This is a genomic window from Embleya sp. NPDC059237 (assembly GCF_042754105.1).
GTDB lineage: Bacteria > Actinomycetota > Actinomycetes > Streptomycetales > Streptomycetaceae > Embleya.
In genome coordinates, this window is the sequence record NZ_JBHZAE010000006.1 from 401058 (window position 1) to 425900 (window position 24843).

Genomic DNA, 24843 nt, shown 5'->3' on the forward strand with positions numbered 1-24843 from the left:
GTTAGTCAATCGCCCGTCGACCCCGGTGCGCGGCCACCCGAACCCGGGTGGCGCAGCGGGGGGTGCAGTAGCGCTGCGGGGTTCGGCGACCGGTGTCGATGAAGAAGTGGTCGCAGTCGGGCGCGGCGCACCGCCCCCAGGCGCAGCGGCCGCGCTCGCCGAGCCACAGACCGAGGGCCAGGGCACAGGTGGCCAGGAGCCAGTGGGCGGGGCCGGCGTCCCGGGGCGCCTTCGCGTGCATCGACCAGGGGCGTCCGGGGAGGCGGACCAGGTAGGGCTGCGCGGGATGTTCGTCGAGGAGGGCGTTGATCGCCTCGGCCGCCCGGTCCTCGTCGTCGGTCTCCAGGATGCGAATCAACCGGGCGGCGGCCTCGCGCAGTCGCCGGGCGTCGTCCTCGGTGAGCGCGAACGACGGGCCGCCGTGGTGCGCCAGGAGGGCATGGAGGGCCGGCGCGCCGACGCCGGGGTCGTCCTGGACGGTGTTCGCCAGGTCGGCGATGAAGTAGAGGCCGCGGGGGTTGTCCGCGCCGAGGTCCTCGGGCATGCGCTTCGTCCTCTCCGACCGGCTCCGTCGCGGGCTTCTTCCCGTGCGACCATACGATGGTAACGTCTAAATAATCCACCGAGCGTTACGATCTTGATGATCGTCCACTTCACCGCTCGCGATCCGCCCCCGGGAGAGCCATGCACGCACCACCACCGACGACTTCCGTGCTCATCGTGGGCGGCGGGCCGATCGGCCTGACCTTGTCGATCCTGCTGTCCCGGTACGGCGTGGACCACCTGCTGGTCGAAGCCCGTCCGGGTCCCTCCCGCCACCCCAAGGCCCGTGGCGTCGCGGCCCGTTCGATGGAGATCCTGCGGCGCTGCGGGCTCGAGGATGCGGTGCGCGACGCGGGTCTCCCGGCCTCGCAGGTCTTCTTCTACCGGGGCCGAGACCTGGTCGACCCGGACTTCGTCCGCACCGGCGTCGCCCACGACACGTGCGCCGGGGACGAACACACCCCCTCACCCGGGGTGATCTGCTCCCAGGACGCGCTGGAACCGGTGCTGCTGCGCCGGGCGCGCGAATCGGCACCCGACCGCGTTCGCTTCGGCATGCGCCTGCTGTCCTTCACCGAGGCGAAAGCCGGGGCAGGAGCCGAACGCACACGCGACATCGAGGCCGGCGCCGGCCTCGATGTCGTGCTCGAAGACCGCGACACCGGCCGTCGGCATACCGTGCGCACGGCATGGCTCGTCGGTTGCGACGGGGCCGCCGGTACGGTCCGGCCCCGCGCAGGCATCGCCATGGAGGGTCCCACCGGCCTCGGCCACTACCTCAGCGTCCGCTTCGAGGCGCCGCTCGGCGCCGTCGTGGCCGACCGGGCCAGTGCCGCCTACTTCCTGACCCCGCCCGCACTCGGCGGCTTCATGGCCGTGGACAACGACCGCAACTGGATCTACCAGTACCCCTTCGACCCCGAGCACCCGCGCGCGGGCGAAGACCTCGACGACCCGCACCGGCTCGCGGCCCTCGTCCGCACCGCCGCCGGCATCCCCGACCTCGATGTGACCGTCCGCGACACCATGTGCTGGCGGATGGACGCCCGGTTGGCGGCCGGCTACCGCAGCGGGCGGGTGCTGCTGGCCGGCGACGCGGCCCACGTGGTCCCGCCCACCGGCGGACACGGGATGAACACCGGGATCGGCGACGCGGACAACCTCGCCTGGAAACTCGCCGCCGTCGTGGCCGGCCGCGCCGACCCGGCCCTGCTGGACAGCTACGACGCGGAGCGCCGCCCGGTCGCCCGCCACGTCATCGACGTATCCGACGGCAACGCCCGCTCCCGGACCGGCTATCGCATCGACGACGAACTCCTCCTCACCGCCGCCTACCGCTCCACCGCCGTCGCCCCCGACCCCGACATCCCGGCCCCACCGCCCCTGGATGTCACCGGCTACCACCCGAGCGGCGCCCCCGGACACCGTGCCCCGCACATCCGCCTCGCCGGCCCGCCCCAAGTCGCCTCCACCCTCGACCTCATCGGCCCGGACTTCACCCTGATCACCGCCGCCGACACCCCCGCCTGGCACCGACAGGCCGACGCCGCCGCGGCGGCCGGGATCCCCGTCACCGTCCACCCGCTCGACGGCCTGCGGCTGCGCGAGGAGCACCCGGGCTCCTTCCGGCGGTTGTACGCCCTGCCCGCGAGCGGCGCCGCCCTGATCCGCCCCGACGGCCACATCGCCTGGCGCGCCGCCGCCCCACCCGCGGGCCCCGAGCTCCGCGAGGTGCTGCGGCGCATCCTCACCGGAGCCCGATGACCCCACCGACTCGTTACCGCGCGCCCGTGGAGCGCGCCGCGTCGGCGCCAACCGATCCACCCGACCGGGGCCCCATCAAGCGCAGTTGCAGCGTCATCGCGAACCGCGCCGCCGGGTCCTGGAGGTCGACCCGGCCCACCTTGGCCATGCGACGCATGCGATAGCGGAACGTGTTCGGGTGCACGAACATGCTCGCCGACGCGGAGGCCACGTCGCCGAAGGCGTCCAGCCACGCCCGCAGCGTCTCGACCAGGTTCGACTGGTGCTTGGCGTCGTAGGCGACCAATCGGGCCAGCGGGCCCACCAGCTCGTCACCGTTGACGGCGGCGAGGTCGCGCATCTCCAGGAGCAGTGCGTCGATGTGCACGTCGGCTATCGAGGCGACCCGCAGCTTCACCTCACCGCTCGACAACACCCGCAGCGCACGGTCGGCGTTTCGACGCGAGCGGCGCAGCGCGGTGGGCTCCTCCGCGATCGATCCGACGCCGATCAGCGCCTTGACCCGATCGCCGGTGCGTTCCAGGAAGTTGTCGGCGATCTGTACGGCCCGCTCGCGCGCGGCGCTCGGATCGCCCGGCGCGGGCAGCACGGCGTAGGCGACGTCGCCCAGGAGCGCGACGGCCGAGCGCGGTTGCACGGCGTGGAGGTGTACCGCGAAGGCCGAGGTCAGTCGTTGCCGTTCGGCGGTGAGTCGGGTGTCGTCCTCGGGCCCGTCCGGGACCACGCCCAGCGCGAGCACCACCGTCGGCTCGTGCACAAGACCCAGGCGGGCCAGTGCGTCGGTCGCGCCGGCGCCGCCCTCCAGGACCGTGGTGACCAGGTCGGCGCGCAGCCGGTGCTCGGCGTCGGTGCCGGCCCGGTGGCGCAGCAGGTGCAGGGCCACGAGCTGGGCGGCGTCCCGGAACGCGGCGGTGCGCTCCGGGCTGAGCGGTTCGCGGACCGCGGCCCACACCGAGCCGAGGATCTCGTCGCCCGCCCGGACCACGACCGCCGTGCGCCAGAGCGCGGGCTCGTCCGGGTCGTCGACCGCCGGGGCGATGAGCAGCGGCTCACCGGTGCGGTACAGCTCCTTGAACACGCCCCGGCTCTCGAAAACGCGCAGGTACTTCTCCGGGACGCGGCGGGCGAGGATGGTCTCCACACGTGACGGGTCGGCCTCGTCCTGTCGGCCGGAGAAGGCGAGGATGTGCGAGCGGCGGTCCTCGATGGTGATGGGGGCGTCCAGCAGCGTGGCCACGGCGTTGGCCAGCGCGAACAGGTCTCCCGAGGGCACTCCGCCCAGGGTCTGCCCGCCGGCGTCGCCGAAGTCGCCTTCGGTGAGCAACGTGCGGAGCATGGCCGCGAGCTGGGCCCAGGACGCGCCCCGGGTCAGCGCCAGCACGGCGATGCCCGTCTCGGCGGCGACGCGCGCGACCTCTTCGTCGGGCTCGACGGGTCCGCGCACGATCAGGGCGGTGACGCCGTGCACGCCGAGCGTGCCCAGGAGCCGGGCGATCTCGACGGGTCCGTGCACGGCCGGTCCCAGCACCACGGCGTGCCGGGGGTAGGCCGGTTCGTCGTACGGGTCGTGAATGACCACCCCGCCGATCTCCTCCACGGTGTCCGCGTCGCCGTGGACAAGATCGAGGAAGGTGCGGCCGAAATCCTCGACCACGCGGGCAAGGCTTCGGCGGTGGTGGTTCGTCACGTGGGTGTCACCTCGGTGCGGCAAAACGATACGGTCCCCCGATGTCGTACCCGACAATCACTGTCGAAGGGAAGATCACGGGAGATCGAACCACCCGGCTCACCCGGCCGGAACCGGGACAAACCGTCGGCGGATGGTTGCCTGTCGCGGCGGCTACGAGCGCGGCTTCCGCATCGACGCGGGTGCCGTCAGGCCGTGGCGTGATCGGGAAGCAGGCGAGCGCGGAGGAATGCGAGGACTTCGTCGCGGGCTCGCACGGTGGGATGGCCTTCCTCATCGACGAGGTGCGCGGTGACCACGCTGTGCGGGGTCCGGACCACGTCGCGGAAGAACGGCGGAGGTTCGGGGTTGGCGTAGTCGCCGGGGAGGACGCGGCCGTCGAAGCGGTCGCCGAGGAGTTGTGCGTAGGCGGCGAAGCGTTGGCCGGTACACCACTTGTCGTTGTCGAAGCGCAGGCCGAGTGCGGTGAGTTCGTCACGCTCGAAGCGCTCGCGGATGGCGGCCGCGTCCTCGGGCGACAGTTCCAGGGCGGCCGGATCGTCCAGTGGCAGTGAGGGTTGGCCGAGGACCGGGGCGATGACGGCCGGTTCCAGTGTCATGCTCAGCGCGAAGTTGCCGGTGAAGCACATCCCCACCGCGCCGACGCCCGGTCCGCCGCACTCGCTGTGCGCGGTCCTGGCCAGCGCGCGCAGCCACACCGCCACCGGGCTCGTGCCGCCGCCCGCGAACGCCCTGAACTCCTTGCTGACACACGCCCGTTGCACGATCGGCTCGGCGAGTTCGACGGTGGGATACGCCCCGTCGACGCCGAAGAGCGACGGCAGGTAGACGGTGAATCCCGCATCGCGTACCCACCCGGCGAAGCGCACCACGTCGGGGCTGATACCCGGCATCTCGGGCATCACGACCACCGCGGGCCCGTTCCCGGCCACATGGACGGTCTTCTCGCTCCCGGACAGCGAGAGCACGCGTTTCGCGAAGCCGTCCAGCCCGGCGCCGCCGTCGACACCCATGATGCACTCCCCCAATATGCGATCGATCGGTCGTAATTATCGCACACTACACGACCGATCGATCGCATACAATCGGCGCATGGCCCCGGACACCCGTGACTCCGCCGCGAATTCCCCCGCGCCGCGCGCCGACGGCCGCCGCGCCCGCGGCGACCGAACCCGGCACGAAGTCGCCCGACAGGCCGCCATGTCCGCGACCGTGCACGGGCTGGACGCCATCACCGTCGGCGCGCTCGCCGCCCGGACCGGGCACAGCAAGAGCGGGATCCTCACGGTGTTCGCCAACCGGGAAGCCATCCAGATCGCCGCCGTCGCCGAGGCCCGCGCCCTGTACCTGCGGCACGTCGTCGAGCCCTCGTGGCCCGCCGCCCCGGGGCGGCCCCGACTCCGGGCCCTGCTCGACAACTGGGTCGCCTACGCGCGCGACGGCGTCTTCCCCGGCGGGTGCTTCATCACCGCGACCTCGGTCGAATACGGCCGCCGCGAAGGCCCCGTCGCCGACGCCGTCCGCGACCTCGCCCGCGAGTGGCTGCACCTGCTCGAATCGGAACTGTCCGCGGCCGGCAGCCACTTCCCCGCCGATGACGCCTTCCGCATCGACGCCTACCTGCGCGCCGCCAACACCCGCCACCAACTCTTCGGCGACGACACCGAGTTGGACCGCGCCAAACGCCTGTCCCTGGACGTGCTCGGCGCCTGACACCGACACTCGAAGGCATCGTCGCCAAGCCGGTACCGTTCGGCGCGTTCGTTCACGCCGCACCGGGAATCGAGGGCCCGGTGCCGTTGGCCGCCTGCCATTGGCCGCCGCCGCGCGGCTACACCCGGTCGAGCGGGATACCCGGGTCGGCCAGCCTTTCCGGATCCACGGCGCGGCCGGAGCGCACGAGTTGCCCGATGGGTTCGGTGACGTCCCAGACGTTGACGTTCATCCCGGCCAGCACGCGGCCCTGGGCCAGCCAGAAGGCGATGAACTCCCCGCCGGCCGGGTCGCCTCGGAACAGCACCCGGTCGTACTCCCCCGGTTCGGCGTAGCCGGTGTACTCCATGCCGAGTTCGTATTGGTCGGTGAAGAAGTAGGGGATCCGGTCGTACGACACGTCCCGACCGAGCATCGAACGCGCGGCGGCGGGCGCCTGGTTGAGCGCGTTGGCCCAGTGCTCGACGCGGATGCCCCGGCCCAGGACGGGATGCAGCGCGTTGGCGACGTCGCCGGCCGCGTACACGTCGGCGGCCGAGGTGCGCAGCGCGGCGTCGGTACGGATCCCGTTGTCCACGGTGAGCCCGGCGGCTTCGGCGAGCGCGGTGTTCGGGGTGACGCCGATCCCGACGACGACCACGTCCGCGGCCACCTCCGTACCGTCGCCGAGCCGGACCCCGGTGACCTTGCCGCCGTCGCCGGTGATCTCCGCGACGTCGGCGCGCAACCGGAACTCGACGCCGTGCGCGGTGTGGAGGTCGAGGAAGATCCGGGCGACCTCGTCGCCGAGCACCCGCAACAGCGGCAGCGGGGCCGCCTCGACCACGGTCACCGGGCACCCGTGCTCGCGCGCCGCGGCGGCGGTCTCCAGGCCGATCCAGCCGCCGCCGATCACCACGACCCGACGACCGGCGCGGAAGTCCGCCAACAGCCGGTCGCTGTCGGCCAGGCGCCGCAGATAGCGCACGCCGTCCAGATCGGCGCCGGGCACGGGCAATCGGCGCGGCGTGGCGCCGGTGGTCAACAACAGCTTGGCGTAGTCGATGCGCTCACCGTCGTCCAGCACGACGGCCGACGTCGCGAGGTCGATCGCGGTGACCGTACGCCCCAGGCGCAGTTCCACGTCGTGGTCGGCGTACCAGGTCTCCTCGTGTACGTAGGCATCGTCGCGGGGGTTCTTGCCGAGCAGGTAGCCCTTCGACAGCGGCGGGCGTTCGTAGGGGTACTCCCCTTCGTCGCCGATCAGCACGATCCGGCCCACGTATCCCTCGGCACGCAGGGTCTCCGCCGCCTTGGCGCCGGCGAGGGACGCGCCGACGATCACGTACGGGGAGCCTGTCGAAGTCGTACTCATGGCCGACCCTTTCGTCACTCTGCACGGCAACCTCCCGGCAGCGTAGCGATCACACACCGCTCATGGCATGTCACGCCACGTGTCGAGTATGCAGGGAAGCCGGCGTGGCGCTCACGATTTCCTCACGGTGGGCGACGCACGATGGGCCCGTTCCGCGCACCCGCGCGCTCGCATCCCCTCGCCGATCCTCCCGGAGTCTCGAACATGCGCCCACCGGCCCGCCGTCGCCGCACCCTCCTCCTCGCGCTCGCCGGGGTGGTGGCGGCGACCCTGCTCACGGGGTGCGCGTCGGAGGGCATCGAGATCGCGCCGCATCCGCCGACGCCCGCATCGATCGCCCCGCCCGCTCCGGGCGTGGTGCGCCCCGAGCCACACGCCCGGTTCGACTACCAAATCGGCGGCGCCTACGCCCCACCGCCCGGCGTACGCGTGTTGTCCCGCGACCGCACCGCCCGCCCCGAACCGGGCCGGTACAACATCTGCTACATCAACGCCTTCCAGGTCCAACCCGACGCCCTCGACCGATGGCAGCGCGAACACCCGGACCTGCTGCTGCGCGACGGCGGCACCATCGTGATGGACACCGAGTGGAACGAGGCCCTGCTCGACATCTCCACCGACGCCAAACGCACCGCCCTCGCCGCGATCGTCGGCGACTGGATCGACGAGTGCGCCCGATCGGGTTACCAGGCCGTCGAGCCGGACAACTTCGAGTCCTACACCCGCTCCCACCGCCTCCTCACCCCGGCCGACGACATCGCCTTCGCCCGCCTCCTCGCCGCCCGGGCGCATGCCGCCCACCTGGCCGTCGCCCAGAAGAACGGCGCCGAACTGATCGACCGCAGCACCGATGTCGGCTTCGACTTCGCGGTGGCCGAGGAGTGCGGCCGGTACGACGAATGCGGCGCGTACGCCGCGGCCTACGCGAACCGCGTCTTCGTCGTCGAGTACGCCAAGCCCCACTTCACCGCGACCTGCCGGGTCTGGGGCGGGAAGTTGTCGGTGGTCCTGCGCGACCGGAACGTGACGCCGGCGGGCAACCGGGAGTATCGCTACGAAACCTGCTGAGCGCGGGGACCTGCCGAGCGTCGACACCTGCCGAGCACCGGCGGCTTCCCCCACCCGGATCAACCCTCGTCGATCCTTGCACCCGTGCCCGATCAAGCCGCTACGGTTCCGGTCAAAGCCTACCCATCCGGACCGGAGAGCACGTGAGCAACGACGAACCCCTGGAAAACTGGGCGGCCCGACGCGAGCAGCGGCTGCGTCCCGTCGGCGAACGCAAGGCCGTACACCTCACCGGCCCGCCCCGCGCACCCCACGTCGATCGTGAGGCACCGCGCGTCGTCCTGGAATGGGACGGCTATCAGTGGGTCACCCTGGCCGTCGCGGCGAACTACCTCGAAGCGGCACGGCTGTTGTATCAGTCGTCGCGGAAGGGAGCCGGCGAGGACGGTACGACGGCCGCCCACCGCACGCAACCGGGCCCGTACCTGGGCGAAGGCACCGGCCGCCACCGCAGGACGACGTAGCACGAGTGCGGCAACTCGGCTGAGCCATGGGCGAGTTCGGCCGCCTGCCCTTCGCCTCCGTCATCGCCCGGGCAGTCGTGGCAGGCCCGTGACGGCGGTGACCAGCGAGTACAGGGCGTTGTTGGCGGCGATGAACATGCGGTTGCGCTTGGCGCCGCCGAAGGTGATGTTGGCGACGGGTTCGGGGGTGCGGATGCGGCCGATGAGGGTGCCGTCGGGCGCGTAGCAGTGCACCCCGTCGGCCATCGCCGCCACCCACAATCGACCCCCGTCGTCGAAGCGGATGTTGTCGAACCGCCCGTCGCCGGCCCGGCATTCGACGAACACCTCGCCCTCCGAGAGGGTCCCGTCCGCGCGGACGTCGAACACGCGCACATGGTTGGCGCGGGTGTCGGAGACGTACAGCCGGCGCTCGTCGGCGGACAACACCAGGCCATTGGGCCCGGCGAACCCGTCGGCGACCAGCCGCACATCCGCGGTGACCGGGTCGATCCGGTACACGTTCGTCGCGCCGATCTCGCTCTCGCCGCGATGCCCCTCGTAGTCGGTGGTGATGCCGAAGTCGGGGTCGGAGAAGTAGATCGATCCATCCGAGTGCACGACCGCGTCATTGGGGCTGTTCAGCCGCTTGCCCTCGAAACGATCGGCCAACACGGTGACGGAGCCGTCGTGTTCGGTACGGGTGACCCGACGATTGCCCTGTTCGCAGGTGATCAGTCGACCCTGCGCGTCGAGGGTGTTGCCGTTGGGATGCCCGGCCGGCGAACGGAAGACGCTCACCACCCCATTGGTCTCGTCCCAGCGCATCATGCGGTCGTTGGGAATGTCGCTCCAGATCAGGTAGCGCCCGGCCGGGAAGTACAGCGGCCCCTCCGACCAACGACCCCCGTCGTACAGCGTCTCCAGTCGGTCGTCGCCGTAGATGCACCGCTCGGCGCGGAACCGTTCGTCGATCACGTCGTAGATCGGAGTTCGTGCGTCGGACATCGTCTCGCAGCTCCTCGTCATCACAGAACATCATCTCGTGCTTTGCAATGATTACAGAATATGATTCGACCACGTCAACACCGAGCCGAACGCACCACACCTCTTTCCGACGCCGCCTACCTCGCCCGCTACCATCGAGCCCCCGCGATCGACACCACCCCACGGAGGACCCATGGACGACGTCGATCGGGGCCTGCTCGCGCTGCTCCAAGCCGACGCGACGCGCACCTACGCCGACCTCGGCCGGGAGATCGGCCTGTCGGCCGGCGCCACCCACGAGCGGGTCCGCAAGCTCCGCGCCGCCGGCGTCATCCGCCGCACCACCGTCGACGTCGACCCGGCCGCCGTGGGCCTCGACGTGCTCGCCTTCGTCACCGTCGACTCGGTCGCCTGGATCGGCGACTCCGGACCGGCCTTCGCCGCGATCACCGAGATCCAGGAGGCGCACGTCGTCGCCGGCACGGCCTCCGTCCTGCTCAAGGTCCGCACCACGTCGACCGGCGCCCTTCAGGACGTACTGCGCCGCATCCACGCCATCGCCGGAGTGAGCAGCACCCAGGCCACGATCGCCCTGGACACCTTCTTCGAACGCCCGCCCCCCACCGACGGCACGCCGGCACCGGTCGGGGCCGCGCCCGACGAACGTTGACCCGGTCCGGGCGACGCGCCCGTCGGATCGCACGCCGCCCCGCCTCGCCCTACGAACCGCCGGACGTCGCCCCGACCGCGTCGCCGGCCGACCGGGTCGCGCGCCGGCCGCGCCACCACGCATCCGGATCCCACCTCGGCCGCCCCCGTGCGAAGCGGTGGCAGCACAGTCCGATCAACGCCGCGCACAGATGCCCGGTCGCGGTGACGTCCCGCTGCGAGAGCAACGGCAGGCCCACGTACAGGGCCAGGCCCACCGCGTAGGCCCAGCGCCAACGGCCGGCGATGCCATGGAACAGCAGCCCGGCGACCGCCATGTAGCCGTAGCTGGGCCCGACATCCACCTGCAGGCGCGCGCTCTCCGCCAGCGTGCCCTCGTGGATCCGGACCAGGACCAGCGCCTGGCTGATGCACGTGGCGCCCACGTGCCCGAGCGCGGCAACCGTGAGCATGCGCCGAGTGCCCACCCATCGTTCGGCGACCGCGCACAGGGCGGTGAGTATCACGACGAACCTGATCACGTGCCAGCCCTCGGCCCACACCGCGCTGGCAGGCATCACCCACAGCGGCCTGGTGTCGAGATTGTGCAGGTTCGTACTCTGCCGACGCAGAAAGGCCACCCGCTCGTCGGCGGTCAGCCGCACATACATGTCGAGCGTCGTGACGTGAATGATCAACAGCCAGAGGTACGTGGCCGGCGCCGATACGACCCAGGCGCGCATCGCGCCGACGGCACGCCGCGTCGAGTCGAGGGTTGGCGCGAGCAATGGTTCCCCCATCGGGAGGCGGACGTCCGTACCGATCCAACCGCGCGGATCCCCGACCGAACTCCCGGCCCGACGCGCACAAACGCATACGGCCGCACGACGCGAGGCCGCACGACGCATACGGACAACAGGGTATGCCGGCGACCCGCGCGCCACGGTCCGTCGCACCGGCCACCGGCGGGCGACGACCTCGGGGCGCCCGGCGGGAAACCGGCGTCGCGGCGGATCCGTGTCGCTATCGTTACTCACCGTCCGCGCCCGTTGGGGGTGCGCCACGGAAAGGCCCACGGTGTTCACGAGCGTCCTGATGGTCGAGCAGCCGCTGTCCGCGGCGGACGTCGACCTCGTCACCACTCTCCACGACGACACGATGTCCTTCGTCGTACTGCTGCAACCGCGCGGCGCCGAGGACCGTCTGCTGCGCGCCATCGACGACGTCGCCCTGGGCGAACTCCAGCAGGCGGTCCACGAATCCGACGAGCCCGAGGGCGAGGAGGCACTTCGGCCCGCGGCCCTCGCCCTGGAGCACTCGCTCCGCAGCCTGCGGAACGCGGGCAGCGAGGCCGTCGGACAACTGGTCGAGGGCCATCCGCTGGATCTGCTCCGGTCCGTGGTCGAGGAGACGCACGCCGACGAGGTGATCGTCCTGACCGCCCCGCACCTGGTCGAGGAGTTCTTCCACCGGGACTGGGCGAGCCGTGCCCGGCACAAGGTGGGTGTGCCGGTGCTGAAGCTGTACGCCCACAGCGACGACGAGGAGTGATGCGCATCGCCGCCACGCGTGGCCCGGGTCGGCACGGGTCGGCGGCCGTCGGCGGGGAGCCGACGGCCGCCTGATCACACCGGGTCGAGGGGTCGACGGGTTATCGGAGGACGCCCCGAACGGCCTCGGGGTCGGTGGGCGCGAGCGGCACGGCCACGCCCGCGCCCTTGGCCGTCGGCTCCGGCGGCGGGGTCACGTACACGGGGGTGGGATCGGCCTCGGGGGCACAGGTCTTGGCGATCCGGCCGCCGCCCCTGGGGAGGCTGCCGTCGCGCAGGTAGGCGGTGAAGGTGTCGTCCAGGCAGGCGTTGCCGTGGAACAGGATCTCGTGGAAGCTGCCGCCGGTCTGGACGACCAGCCTGGAATTCGGCAGCGCGTCGCGCATCGCAAGGCCGCCCTCGTACGGCGTGGCGGCGTCCTCGGTGGCCTGGAAGAGCAGGACGGGTGGCAGGCCCTTGCCGGTGATCTTCAGCCGGCCCGCCTGATTGCCCTGGTAGGGCCAGAACATGCAGGCCGCATTGTACCACATGTTGTTATAGGTGTAGAAGGGCGCGGTCGCGTTGACCCGGGCCTGGTCCTTCTTCCAGAACTCCCAGTCGCGCGGCCAGGCGTTCTCCGTGCACTGCGCCGCGTTGTACGCCGGGAAGGCGGCGTCGTCGGTGCCCGGCGCGGCGTAGCGGTTGTAGGCGATGTTCAGCGGCCTGGTGTCGTGTTGGGTGACATACGCGGAGAGCACGGTGGCCATCCGGGGCCAGCGCAGGAAGTTGTAGCCGCCGCCGTAGAAGGTGTCCTCGAACTCGGCGGGGCCGATTTTGCCGGGCGCGGGCGCGGCGTCGACGGGGTCGGTCCGCAGCGCGGCCTCGACCTGGTCGTACGCCCGCCGGACGGCGGCGGCGTCGGTGCCGAGGTGGTAGACCGGGTCGGCCTTGGCGGTCCACTCGGCGAACGCGTCGAAGCGGCGCTGGTGTTCCCTGTCCTGGAGGATGTTGTGGTCGTACCAGCTGATGGTCGGGCCGACGATGCTGTCCAGCACCATACGGCGCACGCGTGACGGGAAGAGTTGGCCGTAGGTGGAGCCCAGCGAGGTGCCCCAGGATCCGCCGTAGAAGTTGATCTTCGACGCGCCCAGCGCGCGTCGGATGCTGTCCATGTCGCGCGCGTTGTCGACGGTGGTCATGTGCGGCATCAGCCAGGACCAGTCGGCCGTACAGTCGGCGGCGTATCCGGCGGCCTTCGTCAGCCACGCCTTCGAAGTGCCCTGGCTGATCTGGTAGTCGGGCCGTTCGCCGTGGAAGTAGGTCGCATCGCACACGACATGCGGTTCGCTGCCGTTGGTGCCGCGCGGGTCGAAGCCGATCCAGTCGTAGGTCGAGGCGACGTCCTGGGGGATCTGCCCGGAGATGAACGCGGGCATCCACAACCCCGAGTTCCCGGGGCCGCCCGGGTTGAGCAGGATCGGTCCCTGCCGCTTGTCTCCGGGCGCCGTGGCGGGCAGTCGGTTCACCTTGATCTTGATCTTGCGGCCGCGCGGGTCCGCGTAGTCCACCGGCACGTCGAGCATCGCGCATTCGAGCGCGGGCGTGGTGGCGTCGTTACAGGAACTCCAGACGAGTTTTCCCTGCCCGGTGTCCTCGGCGGCGGGATCGTCGGGCGCGGCACTGACCGACGCTCCCCCGAGGGCCACGATCGCGGCGACCGCCGAGCACAGGGCGATGACTTTTTTCATGCTGAGCATGATGTGATATGTGAAATTGCATAACCAGCCTACCGTCCACACGTTGCCAAGCTTTTACTCACGGCGGTCGGTGTTTCGGACGTGACCGGCGGTCGGCAATGGTCACCGGCCGCCCGAATCGGCCGCTCGTTTCCGCTGCGGGGCGGCGGCCGGAGCCGCGGTGGGGGCGGCGGACTTCGGGGCGGGGGCGGGGAGTTGGCCGGCGACGATGGCGGCCAGGGCGAGGGCGAAGCCGGCGAGTTGGATCGGGCCCAGCGTCTGGTCGAGAACGACGGCACCCAGCGTCGCGGCGACCAGCGGGGAGAGCAGGGCGAGAACCGCGACGGAGGTGACGGGCAGCAGGCCGATGCCCTGGAACCACAGGACGTAGGTGATCAGGCCGCCGACCACGCCCAGCCAGAGGTAGCCGGCGGCGGCATTCGCGTCGATCGCCGGCGGCGCTCCCTCGGCCAGGAAGGTGACCGGTAGCAGGAAAAGGCCCCCGGCGGTCATCTGCCACCCGGCGAAGGCCAGCGGGCCGACCCCGTCCGGGCGTCCCCAACGTTTGGTGAGCGTCAGGCCGGACGCCATCATGGCCGCGCTCCCGAGGCCCGCCACGATGCCCACGGTGTCGAGCGCCGCGTTCGGCCCGATCACCACCAGGCCGACGCCGACCGCGCCCGTCACGCCCCAGAACAGCCGCCGCAGGGACAGGCGTTCGTGCAGCACGCCGACGGCCAGGACGGCGACGATCAGCGGCTGGGCCGCGGACAGCGTGGCGGCGACACCACCGGGCAGGCGTTCGGCCGCGATGAACAGCAGCGGCAGGAACAGTCCGATGTTCAGGACGCCGAGCGCCGCGGCCCTGGCCCACCAGGCGCCGCGCGGCAGCGTCCGGGTGAACGCCAGCGCGATCAGACCGGCGGGCAGCGCGCGCATCAGGCCCGCGAAGAGCGGGTGGCCGGACGGGAGCAGTTCGGTGGTGACGATGTAGGTCGTGCCCCAGACCAGGGGCGCCAGGGCGGTCAGGGCGGTACGTGGCAGGTTCCCGTGGCGGACGCCGCCCGTGCCGCCTGACGGCCCTCGGCCGGCTCGGCTTGTCATGGCTCGAAGTCTGGCCCGACACCGATCGATGAGTCCAAGACATGTTTGTCACCGCATCGATCTCTATTCAAGATGGGTCCATGGAGCTCCGACAGATGCGCTACGTCGTCGCCGTGGCCGAGACCAACAGCTTCACCCGCGCGGCGGAACGCTGTCTGGTCGTACAGTCCGCCCTCAGCCACCAGATCGCCCGGCTCGAACGCGAACTCGGTGCGCGACTGTTCGCCCGAACCAGTCGGCGGGTGCAACTCACCCCTGCAGGCGAGGCGTTCCTGCCCGCCGCCCGGCAGTGCCTGGACGCGGCCGAACGGGCCGCGGCCGAGGTCGCCGCCGCCGTCGGCGAAGTACGTGGACGCCTCGCCGTCGGCCTGATCCCCACCGTCTCAGCCGCCGACATCCCCGACGCGCTCGGCGACTTCCGCCGGCGCTACCCGCGGGTACGGATCAGCCTGCGGGTCGGTGCCAGCGACGACCTGATCGAGCAGGTCCGGGACGGGATGCTCGACGTCGCCTTCCTCGGCCTGCCCACGACCGCTCACCCCCAGGGTGTGGCCGCCCACGAAATCGGCCGCGACCACCTCGTCGCGATGGTCGCCCCCGACCACCCGCTCGCCGACGCGTCGACCGTCGACCTGCACCGGCTCTCCGCCGAGGTGTTCGTGGACCTCCCGGCCGGGACCGCCGGCCGCATCCAGTCCGACCAGGCCTTCGCGGCGGCCGGGCTCACCCGCGACGTCGCCTTCGAGATCAGCACCACCGACTTCATCCCCCGCCTGGTCGGCCGCGGCCTGTGCGTGGCGATGTTGCCGGCCGCCTACGCGCCGCGCTTCGCCGGTGTCGTCACGCTGGAGATCGCCGACGCGCCGGCGCGGGTCGAATACGTCATCTGGAGCCGCTTCGCCCGCACTCCGGCGGCAAGCGCGTTCCTCGGCATTCTCGGTGTTCCCGACCTTCCCGACCTTCCCGATCTTCCCGATCTTCCCGACACAACGACCCCGGACCGAGACGGCACGTAAGCCGACGGGCCGGAAAACTCAAGCGCACTCCCCCGATCCCCGGGTGCGGCGTCCGGGGTGGCCGGTAGCGTGCCGAACGCCACCCGCCCTCCTACGCGCCTCCGTAGCGCCGAGGGGCGACCCGAACTCCCGGGAGATCGCTCGTGATTCTCGAAATCCGTACGTACCGCCTGAAGCCGGGTACCACCGACGACTTCGTCCGCGTCATGCGGGAGGAGGCGGTGCCGATGCTGGAGAAGGCCGGCATCCGCGTCGTCGACTGCGGATCCTCGCTCGTCGCCGAGGAGGGCCACGAAGAGGCGTACCTGATCCGCGCGTTCGCCTCACTCGACGAACACCGCGAACAGGAGGAGGCGTTCTACGCGAGCGACACCTGGCGCCAGGGCCCGCGCGAGGGCGTCGTATCCCGTATCGAGAGCTACCACTCGATCGTCATCGAAACCCCCGAGGAGGCCGCCACGATCCTCGGCCGCCGCTGACACCGGCCCACGCAGGCACAGGAAGGTCACGGCATTTCACGAACTGCGGCGCCCGTACGGCATTTCGCCCGTACGGGTACTTCGCCCGCACGCGGATGACGGACCCGTGCCGTGTACCGACGCATGCCTGCACGATACGGTGATCCTCGTGCATCGCCATCGCGTCATCACCCCGCCGCCCCGCCACTGAGCGGGGCGTCTTTCGGGCCCGGCAGGCCGTTGCCGCCGAGGCCCCATTCGGTGCTGCCCGATGTGCAGCGATCCGCAGTGAAGCGCTGACACCCCGCTCCGACGTTGTCCTCGTCCACGTCGAAGTCGGAGCTTTCCCATGTCCGCACGTCCATCGCCGTTCCTTCCGGCATCCTCCTCGGCCGCCGTCCGCAACCCGCGCGGCGGCACCGGCCTGCTGGTCCTCGCCGGCCTGCTCTGGGGCACCGGCGGTCTCGCCGGCTCCCTGCTAGCCTCCCGGGCGGAGCTGAGTCCGCCGGCCGTCGCCGCGTACCGCCTGCTGCTCGGCGGCATCCTGATCACCGCCTACGCCGCGGTCGGCGGTCGCCTCGGGGTCCTTCCGCGCGGACGGGCCGCATGGTCCCGGATCGCAACCGCCGGCCTGTTGCTCGCGGTCTTCCAGGCCGCGTACTTCGGTGCGGTAGCGGCCACTTCCGTCGGTCTGGCCACGCTGACCACGATGGTCGGCGTCACCGTCATGGTGACCGTCGGGTCCGCGCTGCTCGACCGGCGGCGGCCCTCGCGCCGTGCCGTCGGCACCCTCGTCGCCGCCGCCGGCGGCCTGGTCCTCCTGCTCGGCTCAGCCACCGCGGGGGGTCATCGGGTGGCGGGCGCCGCACTGGCCCTGCTCGCCGCGGCGGGCTTCGCCATACTGTCCCTGGATCGCCGCGAACAACCCGCCGGCCTGGACCGCATCGCCTCCACCGGCCTGAGCTTCCTCGCCGGAGCAGCCCTGCTCCTGCCCGCCGGCCTGGTGTACGGAATGGCCTTCCAGGTTCGCCCCGACACGCTCGGCGCCCTGCTCTTCCTCGGGCTGTTCCCGACCGCCGCCGCCTACACCGGCTACTTCGCCGGACTCCACCGTGCCGGCCCCGGCGCCGGCACCATCGCCGTGCTCCTGGAACCGCTCACCGCCACCATTCTCGCCGTGCTGCTCCACGGCGAACACCTCGACGGCCGCCGGATCCTCGGCGGTCTCCTTGTCCTGATCGCCATCTCCATCCAACAGACGGCCTCCCGCAACACGTCGTGAACACCCGCCGGTCGCCCGGGATTTGGCACAAACGCAACTCCCGGGCGGCCGGCCCGCCGCGTGGGTGCGTAAGCCCGTCACGACGTCATCGCCGCCGCCGTGGCCAGGAGTTCCGCCAGTGTCCCGGTGAAGTCGCGGAGCAGGTTGGCGGCCACCGCCCAGGCGTCGTCGTCGTCGCGCAGGTGCCCACGAACCAGGTCGCGGGCATACGCGTGGCAAACGACCAGGGCGGGTGCCGCCGGGCGGGCTCCGGTCAGGATCTCGCCGGGGGTGAGCAGGCCGTCGTACAGCAGGTCGCCGAGTTCCCAGATGGGCAGGTCGCGTACCGGGGGGTCGGCGATCAGGGCGCGCGCGACGGCGGGCGATCGAATCGATCCGTGGGAGAAGAAGCCCGGTTGACGGCGGATCAGCGCCGGGATCAGCGCCTCGGGGCAGTCCGGGTGGTACGCGGCGACGACGACCGCCGGGTCACGGGTGGGCGCGGGCATCGGGCCCCGGTCCTGGGCCAACCTGGCCCACAGGGCGGCCGGCACGCGGGCAGGCAGCGCGTGCAGCACTTCCGGAGCCGGCCACGTCGCCAGGTCCGCCGCCGAGGCACGGCCCTCGACCCGGTAGTGGGTTCGGCCGCGGTGGGAGTCGAAGTACCAGATGCCCTCGTCGGCGTCCTCGAGCGACTTGCGGACGTGCGCGGGAAGTTCGTCGTCGATCGCCGCCAGCGCCTGGAGCGCGTCGCCGCGGGCGGTGATCCGCCGGGCGAGCCGGTACGGGAACTCCCCGAGCCCGCGGCGGATGAGCGCGAGCGCGACCGGCGGGGCCAGGGTGTGCCGGCCGGCGCCGAACGCGAGCAGGTCGGCGGGTTCGAGCACGGCGACCACCTCGGCCACCAGTTCCGGATCGGCCCGGGACAGCAGCAGCGACAGCGGGCTGGGAGCGCCCCGGAGCAGCTCGGACGGCCCGACCGGCGGCCGGGCTCGCGCAACCGCGTCGGCGCCCGCCACCGGAGCGCTCCCGGTCCCGTCGTCCCCGCCTGCCCCACCCGACTCCCGGACGTGGCACAGCAGTTCGTGCACCGTGCCCGGATACCCCGGCCCCACCCGGGCCAGCCGCAGCCACCCCACCACGTCGTCCGGCAGCAGTGGCCGCAGCCCCGTCACGAGCGGGCCGAACGCGGCGGCCTGCGCCGAGCGGGGGCAGAAGTCGTCGATCGCGCGCAACACGTCCCACGCCGGCCGGCCCGCGTGCAGGAAGCGCTCCGGCGTCACCACCTGTTCCAGCAGGGCGCGTTCGAGCGGTCGATTGGCGTGGTCGAGGTTGGCATCGAACTCGACGACCGCGTCCGGAGGGCAACCCTCGGTGCCGGCGAGCGCGGCGGCCACGATCGGCGCGAACGGGGTCCGCCGGTGTGCCCGCAGCAGCGCGTCCCAGTCCGGCGGCGTGGCCGCGAGCGAGAGTACGTGTCGCGCCTCGGCGCGGCGCAGGCCGGCGGACCGCAACAGCGCGATCAGTTCGTCGGTGTCCGCGTCGGCGCACGTCCCGACCTCCAGCAACATCAGCCCCTCGGGCGCGTCCAGCGCCGCGCGCACGAGCGGGGCGATCACCCGCGTGCGGTAGTTCCGCACGGACAGCGCGGCGAGCACCGCCTCCGGCCCCTCGGCCCGCCACAGCCCGACGAAGGCCTGGAGCCGGGCCCGCTCGACGACGGCCCGGTTCGGCTGCCGACCCAGCACGGCCAGCGCGTGCCGGAGCAACCGGGCCTCGCGCGCGTACACCAGGGCCAGGATGTACGGCCGGGTCCGCGTCGTCGACAACATCTCGCGCAATGCGGGGTGCGGCGGGCGGTCGCGGCTCAGGATTCGGCGCCGAATCCGGGTATCGGCGCGCGGATTGACGAAGACCTCGCGATCCACCTCGGGGTCGTCGAGCGCGACCAGGTCCGCCAGTACGGATCGCCGCTGCCGATCGTATCGGGCGAGCGCGAGATGATCGCTCCGGTCGCCGTGCGCCTGCGCGTATTCGACCACGCCCGGCACATCCGCCAACTCGGCCGACACGCGCCCGCGTTCGGCCGGATCGCAACGCGCGACGAGGCGGATCACCATGTCCGGATCGGCATGCCGCCACAGTCTCGAGACGGCCCTGCTCAGCACGATCCTTCGCTCCCTTCGCCCCTCACCGATGCCGGGCGCGCAAACCGTCGTCCCGCCACCGCCCCGCCACCAGTCTCTCAGCGCCCCCACCCGACGCCCACATCCGGCTGCCCGGCACGCACGGCCCGAAACCGCCTCCGGTCACGCCCGTCGCGAAGTCGCCAAGATCATGGGTGCACAGTTCCGGTCGGTGGGGCGGGGCCGGATCACCTCCGGTGGGAAACGAGAGCATGCCGGTGTCGGCGCGCATAAAAACCAACAGGGCCCGGAGGCGAGTCGCCGCGCTCGCCACCGCGGCCATCCGAGTCGGGGCGGCGCCTACCCGGGTCGGTCGGGGAGTGGGGCGAGTTCAACCGTCGGGCACTCGGGGCGTGGGGTGGTCCGCCTACGCCCGGCTGTTCGCCGCCCCCGCCGGGATTCACCCGTCCGGGCCGGCGCTCCGGGACCCATCCCCTCGCCGCCCTCCTGACCTGGTTCTCCCTGCGCTCCCCGGCCTGGGCGCACCACGCCGCAGCCGTGGTTTCGAGCGTGTCGGCCGTGTCGGGTCGGGCGGACGGGGTGCTCGCCCCGGGCGCGGTGGCCGGGCCCGGATCGACAAGGGTGCCCAGGAGGTCGGCGACGAATCGGTCCAGGTCGTCCAATCCCGCGGCGGCCAGGGTGCGGCTGCCTCCCGCCGGCAGGTGCGGGATCGCGCCGTGCAGGGCGAGGGTCAGCGCGGCGACCGTCTCCCGAGCGACCGGCAGGCCGGCGGCGCGCAGCGCTCGGTCGAACGCGTCGAAGTCGGCCGCGGCGATCGAGTCGAGGATGGCCCCAGCCACGGTTTGCGCGCGGCCTCGGCCTCGAGATCACCCGAACCTTCGCCCGGGCCCTCGAAGCCGACTCCGGCAACCCCGTCGTCTACGTCGAACTCTCGGGCGCCCTGCACGCCTTCGACCTGTTCCACTCCCCGCGCTGCGAGGCCGTCGTCGACGCCGTCGAAACCTTCGCCACCCGGGTCAGTTGCCCGCACCGCAGGCGGGCGTGTTGACGAAGTGAATAGTTAGGAGCCATACTACCTTCCATGCACCACGATCCACTGCCCGAGGAAACCCCCACGCTCGATCAGGCGGCCCGCCAGATCCGACGCTACGGGCTCGACGCCGACCCGCAGGCCGTGCTGGTCGCCGTGCGATTGTTGGCGGCCGGGGCGCGACTCGGGCAGGCGGTCGAGGCGCACTTCGCCGGATTCGGCCTGTCGGCCGGCCGCTATCGGTTGCTGGCGGCCCTCGAGGACGCCGACGGGGAGATGACCCCCTCGGGCCTCGCCGATGTACTCGGGGTCACCCGGGCAACGGTGACCGGACTGCTCGGCGGCCTGGAGCGGGAGGGACTGGTGCTGCGCCGACCGTCCGCCGAGGACGGCCGCTCCGCCGTGGTCGTACTGACCGCGCGAGGGGCGCAGAAGATGCGCGAGTTGGCTCCGACACACTTCGGCCGACTCCAGGAGATGGTGAGCGCACTCGACGCCGAGGAGCGCACCGTGTTCCTGGACCTGCTCGGTCGTGTGGTGCGGGGGATTCCGGCGCTGACGGCGGAGTAGCACCCACCGGGTCACCCATCACCCATCACTCGTCATGCAGTTATGCAGTCATGCCGTCCCAAGGTTGTCGTCACGTGTGTGCGATGACCTGGGGTGGCCTTTTCTTCACCCATATAGTTAGGGAGCTAATTATATGGTGACCCCGAAACGGAGATCGATATCCCCATGAGGCAAGGACGTTCCACCGGACGTGGCGCCGGCCCACCCCCGTTCACGCTGTGGCGGGAGGTATCGGTCGCCTACCTCGCCCCCGCCCTGATGGCCGGAGCGGGCGGCGTGGCCACCGGGCAGCAGGAGCTGACCATCGCCGCCTGCACGTCGATCGCCGGGACCTCGGCGATCGTCGCCGCACTGGTCGGCTCCTGGCTGCAACGGCGCGGGCCCGGCCGGAGCTGGCTGACCTCGACCCCCCGGGCCATCCCGACCGTCGTCCTGGCGCTCGTGATCACCGCTCTCGCGGCGTGCGTCGGCTGGTTCGTCGGGGGCCACGTGCCGGAGCGGATCATCCCGCACCACGGGAACTGGCCGGACCGGCTGCGCCTGGACCTGCCGCTGTCGGCGGCCCTGGCCACCACCATCATCACCTGGCGCTGGCGCGGCGCCCAGCGGCACCACTCATCCACACCACAGGGAGCACGGACATGATCGTCGTCATGGGCGCGACCGGGACCACCGGAAGCGCACTTCTCCATCGCCTGGTCGCCCTCGGCGTCCCGAGTCGCGCGCTGAGCCGCGACCCGGACGCGCTGCGCGACCGCCTCGGCGGGCCGGCCCGCGCGCTGGTGGAGGTACGGGGAGCCGACGCGGCGGACCCGGATTCGCTGCGCAAGGCGTTCGACGGCGCGAGCCAACTGTTCCTCGCCATGGCCAACAGCCCGGCGCAGGTGGCCCACGAGACGTGCGCGATCTCCGTCGCAGCCGCCGCCGGCATCCGACACGTCGTCAAACTCTCGGCCCCGGAAGCCACTTCGGACTCGCCGGTGGCCGTCTCGCGCGGCCACCACACCATCGAGCAGGCACTGCGCGACACGGGCCTGCCGCACACCGTGCTCCGGCCGTACGCGTTCATGCAGAAACTGCTGACCCTCGCCCCGTCGATCGCCGCCGAAGGCGTGTTCCTGGGCAGCATGGGCAACGCCCCCTGCAACTACGTCGACTGCCGCGACATCGCCGACGTGGCCGCCGAGATCCTGACCCGCCCGGACCTCGCCGGCCACACGTACACCCTCACCGGCGACCGCACCTACACCAACCCCGAACTGGCCGACCTGTTCAGGCGCACCCTGGGCCGCCCGATCCGCTACATCGACCTGCCGACCGAGGCCATGCACACCACCCTGACCACCACCGCCGGCCTCCCCGGCTGGCTCGCCGACCACATCGTCGAGATCCAACAACTGGCCATCACCCACCCGGAGTCCCCGACCCGAACGGTCGAAACCCTCCTGAACCGCCCCCCACGCACACTGGAGTCGTTCCTCACGGAAAACGCCCACCACTTCCAATAGCCCCAAACGCACGCACGCCCAAACCGCGGCCTCGGCCGATGCCGCCCACCGGCCTGATCGTCGTCGTTCCTTCGCAACCACGACGATCAGCCGGCCGGGCACCGGAACATTAGGGTGGACGTCACGAGAGTCCGGTGACGCGACGGGTCCGGAGGCGCCATGTCCCTGCAGATGAAGTTGGTCGCGATAACGCTCGATTGCCCCGATCCATCGGCGTTGGCGGCCTTCTACCGGGAGGCGACGGGCTTCGAACCGCACCCGAAGTCGGACGCCGACTTCGCGGGTCTCAACCGCGAGGACGGGCTCTTCATCGGTTTTCAGCGGGTCGACGACTACCGGGCACCCCACTGGCCCGGGCAGACGGTTCCCCAGCAGCTGCACCTGTGCTTCGACGTCGTGGACCTGGACGAGGCCGAGGCCCGACTGTTGGAACTGGGCGCCGGCAAGCCGGACCACCAGCCTCATGACGCCGCCAAGGTGCGGGTCCTCACCGACCCGGCGGGCCACCCCTTCTGCATCTGCCGGGCGTGACCGGGGGGGTCGGGTCGGGTTGGGTCGGCGGGCGTGGACGCGTCTGTGCGGAGGTATCGCTATGTCGGGCCGCCCGACCTGACGGCCCTCGTCCGTCCGGACAACGAGGGACGATCGATCGGCTCGGCCGCGGACGTCGACGCGTGGATCTCGGCACGCGGGCCGCGCGAGGCGTGCGAACCGTTCACGTTCGTCGTCGATGTCGCGGGTGTACTTCGCCTGGCTCCGCGCCGCAGCGAGCATGTCGTGTGTGCGGGTGGGCGCGAGGTGCTCAGTGCCGGGGAGATCGCTTTCCGTTCGGACGCGGGACGGTGGGTCGCCGACGAGATCAGCAACCAGTCCACCGGCTACTGCCCCGACCCCGGCTCGTGGCCGGCCGTCGCCGACGCGCTGACCCGGGCCGGGATCGCGCACCCGGGCGGCTTCACCCACGAGGTGGTCTTCCGCCGCTGCTCCTCCTGTGGGCAGCTCCACATCGTGCGCGATCGGCACTACGTCTGCGCGGTCTGCGACGAGGCGCTTCCCCACGCGTGGAACGTCGACGGGGCCCGGCTTCCCCGACCAGGCGAGGACTTCCGCGACTTTCACGACTTCCGCGACTTCCGGGCGAGCCCGGGTCCCGGCCCGCACGACACGTAGCCGGCCCGGTCAGTCCGTCGGCAGCAGGCCCACATCCGACACCGGGCCGAGGTGGGCGAGCTTGTCCGGGTTCGCCACCGAGTGGATCGCCCGGATCACGCCGTCGGCGATGTCCAGTTCGACCACGCTGAGCACGCGGTCCTCTGCGTCGTGGAACACCACGCCCGGTCGGCCGTTGACCAGGACCGGGTGCAGGGACGCGCCGAGCTTCCGGACCCGGCGCAGGCCGCCGACCAGCAGTTGCGCGACCCGCCGCGGGTCGGTCATCGGCCGCCCGAGGGCGCGTGCCTTGCCGCCGCCGTCGCCGTGGAAGACGACGTCGGGCGCGAGCATGTCGAGCAGCGCGTCCAGGTCGCCGCCTCCGGCGGCGTCGAAGAAGCGGCGTGCGAGTTCCGCGCCCTCCGCCCGCCGCGCCGGGGGCTGTGCGCTCTCGCCCGCCTCGCCTGCGGCGGCGATGCGCTGTTTGGCGCGCGTGAAGATCTGCCGGCAGTTCACCTCGGTCTTGCCGGTGATCCGTGCGACGTCCGGATAGCCGTGTCCGAACACCTCGCGCAGCATGAACACCGCCCGCTCCACCGGAGAAAGCGATTCCAACAACACCAGGAACGCCATCGACAACGAATCGGCCAGCTCGGCGTGTTCGGCCGGTCCCGGCGCCCCGGCCGAGGTGACGACCGGTTCGGGCAGCCAGTCCCCCACGTACGTCTCCCGCCGTACCCGCGCCGAGCGCAGGTGGTTGATGCCCAGGCGCGTCACCGCCGTCGTCAGGTACGCCTTCGGCTCGACGATCGTCGTACCCGCCTGACAGGCGCGCGTCAGGCCCAGGAACGCGTCCTGGACGATGTCCTCGGCGTCGCCCACGGAGCCGGTCATCCCGTAGGCGATGGAGAACAGCAGCGGCCGGTACCCGACCGCGCCCGTCTCGTCCACCGCTCCACTCACGGAACGCCTCCCGCCCGGCTCATCGCCGCTCATGTCCATGCCTTCCCGTCGGGGACCCCTCCGTACGACGTCCGCAGGGTAGTCGCACCCGATGATCGGCACCGAAGCCCGCCGTGTGTTGGTCACTCCCTCCAGGACAAGACACCCGGCCCGGCTGTGACACGG

At 71.7% G+C, this 24843-nt stretch carries 26 protein-coding genes; 14 read left to right on the forward strand and 12 right to left on the reverse strand.

Features of this window, described 5'->3' with window-relative positions; translation table 11 throughout:
* Nucleotide 1 precedes the first annotated feature (1 nt).
* The gene (locus ACFXKZ_RS21375; protein ID WP_380002480.1) at nt 2-544 is read right to left on the reverse strand and encodes a CGNR zinc finger domain-containing protein; all 543 of its coding nucleotides are present in this window, start codon (nt 542-544) and stop codon (nt 2-4) included.
* A 140-nt stretch (nt 545-684) separates the two neighbouring features.
* Here ACFXKZ_RS21375 and ACFXKZ_RS21380 point away from each other — a divergent pair, with 140 nt between their 5' ends.
* Entirely contained in the window at nt 685-2307 is a 1623-nt protein-coding gene (locus tag ACFXKZ_RS21380; protein WP_380002481.1) for an FAD-dependent monooxygenase, read from the forward strand.
* Between the two features lie 13 nt (nt 2308-2320).
* Here ACFXKZ_RS21380 and ACFXKZ_RS21385 read toward each other — a convergent pair whose 3' ends face one another.
* Both ACFXKZ_RS21385 and ACFXKZ_RS21390 read right to left on the reverse strand, forming a co-directional pair.
* On the reverse strand, nt 2321-3994 hold the full coding sequence (locus ACFXKZ_RS21385) for a PucR family transcriptional regulator (RefSeq protein ID WP_380002482.1): 1674 nt from the start codon (nt 3992-3994) through the stop codon (nt 2321-2323).
* A gap of 188 nt (nt 3995-4182) precedes the next feature.
* The gene (locus ACFXKZ_RS21390) at nt 4183-5007 is read right to left on the reverse strand and encodes a dienelactone hydrolase family protein (protein WP_380002483.1); all 825 of its coding nucleotides are present in this window, start codon (nt 5005-5007) and stop codon (nt 4183-4185) included.
* 79 nt (nt 5008-5086) lie between these two features.
* Between ACFXKZ_RS21390 and ACFXKZ_RS21395 the strand changes: the two genes are divergently transcribed.
* On the forward strand, nt 5087-5707 hold the full coding sequence (locus ACFXKZ_RS21395) for a TetR/AcrR family transcriptional regulator (RefSeq protein ID WP_380002484.1): 621 nt from the start codon (nt 5087-5089) through the stop codon (nt 5705-5707).
* A 118-nt stretch (nt 5708-5825) separates the two neighbouring features.
* Here the strand turns inward: ACFXKZ_RS21395 and ACFXKZ_RS21400 are convergent, their stop codons facing one another.
* A complete protein-coding gene (locus tag ACFXKZ_RS21400; protein ID WP_380002485.1) occupies nt 5826-7061 on the reverse strand; it encodes an NAD(P)/FAD-dependent oxidoreductase in 1236 nt (411 codons plus the stop codon).
* Nucleotides 7062-7265: 204 nt separating this feature from the next.
* On the opposite strand from ACFXKZ_RS21400, the gene ACFXKZ_RS21405 reads away from it, so the two are divergent.
* Together ACFXKZ_RS21405 and ACFXKZ_RS21410 are read left to right on the forward strand one after the other, a co-directional pair.
* Entirely contained in the window at nt 7266-8129 is an 864-nt protein-coding gene (locus ACFXKZ_RS21405) for an endo alpha-1,4 polygalactosaminidase (protein ID WP_380002486.1), read from the forward strand.
* Nucleotides 8130-8272: 143 nt separating this feature from the next.
* The gene (locus ACFXKZ_RS21410) at nt 8273-8593 is read left to right on the forward strand and encodes a DUF6087 family protein (RefSeq protein WP_380002487.1); all 321 of its coding nucleotides are present in this window, start codon (nt 8273-8275) and stop codon (nt 8591-8593) included.
* A gap of 60 nt (nt 8594-8653) precedes the next feature.
* On the opposite strand, the gene ACFXKZ_RS21415 is transcribed toward ACFXKZ_RS21410, so the two are convergent.
* Entirely contained in the window at nt 8654-9580 is a 927-nt protein-coding gene (locus tag ACFXKZ_RS21415) for an SMP-30/gluconolactonase/LRE family protein (RefSeq protein WP_380002488.1), read from the reverse strand.
* Nucleotides 9581-9752: 172 nt separating this feature from the next.
* Here ACFXKZ_RS21415 and ACFXKZ_RS21420 point away from each other — a divergent pair, with 172 nt between their 5' ends.
* The gene (locus ACFXKZ_RS21420; RefSeq protein WP_380002489.1) at nt 9753-10229 is read left to right on the forward strand and encodes an Lrp/AsnC family transcriptional regulator; all 477 of its coding nucleotides are present in this window, start codon (nt 9753-9755) and stop codon (nt 10227-10229) included.
* Between the two features lie 49 nt (nt 10230-10278).
* Here ACFXKZ_RS21420 and ACFXKZ_RS21425 read toward each other — a convergent pair whose 3' ends face one another.
* Nucleotides 10279-11007 (reverse strand): rhomboid-like protein, encoded by a 729-nt coding sequence (locus ACFXKZ_RS21425; RefSeq protein WP_380002490.1) that lies wholly within the window; start codon nt 11005-11007, stop codon nt 10279-10281.
* Between the two features lie 277 nt (nt 11008-11284).
* Between ACFXKZ_RS21425 and ACFXKZ_RS21430 the strand changes: the two genes are divergently transcribed.
* On the forward strand, nt 11285-11758 hold the full coding sequence (locus ACFXKZ_RS21430) for an indole-3-glycerol phosphate synthase (RefSeq protein WP_380002491.1): 474 nt from the start codon (nt 11285-11287) through the stop codon (nt 11756-11758).
* 100 nt (nt 11759-11858) lie between these two features.
* On the opposite strand, the gene ACFXKZ_RS21435 is transcribed toward ACFXKZ_RS21430, so the two are convergent.
* A complete protein-coding gene (locus ACFXKZ_RS21435; protein ID WP_380002492.1) occupies nt 11859-13484 on the reverse strand; it encodes an alpha/beta hydrolase in 1626 nt (541 codons plus the stop codon).
* 111 nt (nt 13485-13595) lie between these two features.
* Entirely contained in the window at nt 13596-14576 is a 981-nt protein-coding gene (locus ACFXKZ_RS21440; protein WP_380002493.1) for an EamA family transporter, read from the reverse strand.
* An 80-nt stretch (nt 14577-14656) separates the two neighbouring features.
* Here ACFXKZ_RS21440 and ACFXKZ_RS21445 point away from each other — a divergent pair, with 80 nt between their 5' ends.
* Together ACFXKZ_RS21445 and ACFXKZ_RS21450 are read left to right on the forward strand one after the other, a co-directional pair.
* Entirely contained in the window at nt 14657-15592 is a 936-nt protein-coding gene (locus tag ACFXKZ_RS21445; RefSeq protein WP_380002494.1) for a LysR family transcriptional regulator, read from the forward strand.
* 143 nt (nt 15593-15735) lie between these two features.
* The gene (locus ACFXKZ_RS21450) at nt 15736-16071 is read left to right on the forward strand and encodes an NIPSNAP family protein (protein WP_380002495.1); all 336 of its coding nucleotides are present in this window, start codon (nt 15736-15738) and stop codon (nt 16069-16071) included.
* Nucleotides 16072-16238: 167 nt separating this feature from the next.
* Here ACFXKZ_RS21450 and ACFXKZ_RS21455 read toward each other — a convergent pair whose 3' ends face one another.
* Complete coding sequence (locus ACFXKZ_RS21455; RefSeq protein ID WP_380002496.1) at nt 16239-16415, reverse strand: hypothetical protein; 177 nt, start codon at nt 16413-16415, stop codon at nt 16239-16241.
* On the opposite strand from ACFXKZ_RS21455, the gene ACFXKZ_RS21460 reads away from it, so the two are divergent.
* The gene (locus ACFXKZ_RS21460; protein ID WP_380002497.1) at nt 16400-17332 is read left to right on the forward strand and encodes a DMT family transporter; all 933 of its coding nucleotides are present in this window, start codon (nt 16400-16402) and stop codon (nt 17330-17332) included. The two genes, ACFXKZ_RS21455 and ACFXKZ_RS21460, sit on opposite strands and share 16 nt — an antisense overlap.
* A gap of 77 nt (nt 17333-17409) precedes the next feature.
* Here ACFXKZ_RS21460 and ACFXKZ_RS21465 read toward each other — a convergent pair whose 3' ends face one another.
* Together ACFXKZ_RS21465 and ACFXKZ_RS21470 are read right to left on the reverse strand one after the other, a co-directional pair.
* Nucleotides 17410-19479 carry a hypothetical protein gene (locus ACFXKZ_RS21465; protein WP_380002498.1) on the reverse strand — a complete coding sequence of 690 codons (2070 nt, stop codon included), beginning with the start codon at nt 19477-19479 and terminating at the stop codon, nt 17410-17412.
* Nucleotides 19480-19685: 206 nt separating this feature from the next.
* Nucleotides 19686-20297, reverse strand: coding sequence for a hypothetical protein (locus ACFXKZ_RS21470; protein WP_380002499.1), 612 nt, complete (start codon nt 20295-20297; stop codon nt 19686-19688).
* A 242-nt stretch (nt 20298-20539) separates the two neighbouring features.
* On the opposite strand from ACFXKZ_RS21470, the gene ACFXKZ_RS21475 reads away from it, so the two are divergent.
* From ACFXKZ_RS21475 to ACFXKZ_RS21495, 5 genes are all read left to right on the forward strand, one after another.
* Nucleotides 20540-21058, forward strand: coding sequence for a MarR family winged helix-turn-helix transcriptional regulator (locus ACFXKZ_RS21475; RefSeq protein WP_380002500.1), 519 nt, complete (start codon nt 20540-20542; stop codon nt 21056-21058).
* 165 nt (nt 21059-21223) lie between these two features.
* Nucleotides 21224-21703, forward strand: coding sequence for a hypothetical protein (locus tag ACFXKZ_RS21480; RefSeq protein ID WP_380002501.1), 480 nt, complete (start codon nt 21224-21226; stop codon nt 21701-21703).
* Entirely contained in the window at nt 21700-22566 is an 867-nt protein-coding gene (locus ACFXKZ_RS21485; RefSeq protein WP_380002502.1) for an NmrA family NAD(P)-binding protein, read from the forward strand. Before ACFXKZ_RS21480 ends, ACFXKZ_RS21485 begins: the two co-directional genes overlap by 4 nt.
* Nucleotides 22567-22725: 159 nt before the next feature.
* Entirely contained in the window at nt 22726-23097 is a 372-nt protein-coding gene (locus ACFXKZ_RS21490) for a VOC family protein (RefSeq protein ID WP_380002503.1), read from the forward strand.
* A gap of 33 nt (nt 23098-23130) precedes the next feature.
* Nucleotides 23131-23736, forward strand: a complete 606-nt coding sequence (locus tag ACFXKZ_RS21495) for a hypothetical protein (RefSeq protein WP_380002504.1) — start codon at nt 23131-23133, stop codon at nt 23734-23736.
* A gap of 9 nt (nt 23737-23745) precedes the next feature.
* Here ACFXKZ_RS21495 and sigJ read toward each other — a convergent pair whose 3' ends face one another.
* The gene (gene sigJ, locus ACFXKZ_RS21500) at nt 23746-24678 is read right to left on the reverse strand and encodes an RNA polymerase sigma factor SigJ (protein ID WP_380002505.1); all 933 of its coding nucleotides are present in this window, start codon (nt 24676-24678) and stop codon (nt 23746-23748) included.
* Nucleotides 24679-24843: the final 165 nt, after the last annotated feature.

Excerpts from the sequence above, each read along its gene's own strand:
- ACFXKZ_RS21425 (WP_380002490.1), bottom strand. The coding sequence starts at position 11,007 with ATGGGGGAACCATTGCTCGCGCCAACCCTCGACTCGACGCGGCGTGCC.
- ACFXKZ_RS21380 (WP_380002481.1), top strand. The coding sequence starts at position 685 with ATGCACGCACCACCACCGACGACTTCCGTGCTCATCGTGGGCGGCGGG.
- ACFXKZ_RS21490 (WP_380002503.1), top strand. The coding sequence starts at position 22,726 with ATGTCCCTGCAGATGAAGTTGGTCGCGATAACGCTCGATTGCCCCGAT.
- ACFXKZ_RS21445 (WP_380002494.1), top strand. The coding sequence starts at position 14,657 with ATGGAGCTCCGACAGATGCGCTACGTCGTCGCCGTGGCCGAGACCAAC.
- ACFXKZ_RS21460 (WP_380002497.1), top strand. The coding sequence starts at position 16,400 with ATGTCCGCACGTCCATCGCCGTTCCTTCCGGCATCCTCCTCGGCCGCC.
- ACFXKZ_RS21480 (WP_380002501.1), top strand. The coding sequence starts at position 21,224 with ATGAGGCAAGGACGTTCCACCGGACGTGGCGCCGGCCCACCCCCGTTC.
- ACFXKZ_RS21485 (WP_380002502.1), top strand. The coding sequence starts at position 21,700 with ATGATCGTCGTCATGGGCGCGACCGGGACCACCGGAAGCGCACTTCTC.
- ACFXKZ_RS21435 (WP_380002492.1), bottom strand. The coding sequence starts at position 13,484 with ATGAAAAAAGTCATCGCCCTGTGCTCGGCGGTCGCCGCGATCGTGGCC.
- ACFXKZ_RS21400 (WP_380002485.1), bottom strand. The coding sequence starts at position 7,061 with ATGAGTACGACTTCGACAGGCTCCCCGTACGTGATCGTCGGCGCGTCC.
- ACFXKZ_RS21415 (WP_380002488.1), bottom strand. The coding sequence starts at position 9,580 with ATGTCCGACGCACGAACTCCGATCTACGACGTGATCGACGAACGGTTC.
- ACFXKZ_RS21375 (WP_380002480.1), bottom strand. The coding sequence starts at position 544 with ATGCCCGAGGACCTCGGCGCGGACAACCCCCGCGGCCTCTACTTCATC.
- ACFXKZ_RS21440 (WP_380002493.1), bottom strand. The coding sequence starts at position 14,576 with ATGACAAGCCGAGCCGGCCGAGGGCCGTCAGGCGGCACGGGCGGCGTC.
- ACFXKZ_RS21475 (WP_380002500.1), top strand. The coding sequence starts at position 20,540 with ATGCACCACGATCCACTGCCCGAGGAAACCCCCACGCTCGATCAGGCG.
- ACFXKZ_RS21455 (WP_380002496.1), bottom strand. The coding sequence starts at position 16,415 with ATGGACGTGCGGACATGGGAAAGCTCCGACTTCGACGTGGACGAGGAC.
- ACFXKZ_RS21405 (WP_380002486.1), top strand. The coding sequence starts at position 7,266 with ATGCGCCCACCGGCCCGCCGTCGCCGCACCCTCCTCCTCGCGCTCGCC.
- ACFXKZ_RS21395 (WP_380002484.1), top strand. The coding sequence starts at position 5,087 with ATGGCCCCGGACACCCGTGACTCCGCCGCGAATTCCCCCGCGCCGCGC.
- ACFXKZ_RS21390 (WP_380002483.1), bottom strand. The coding sequence starts at position 5,007 with ATGGGTGTCGACGGCGGCGCCGGGCTGGACGGCTTCGCGAAACGCGTG.
- ACFXKZ_RS21420 (WP_380002489.1), top strand. The coding sequence starts at position 9,753 with ATGGACGACGTCGATCGGGGCCTGCTCGCGCTGCTCCAAGCCGACGCG.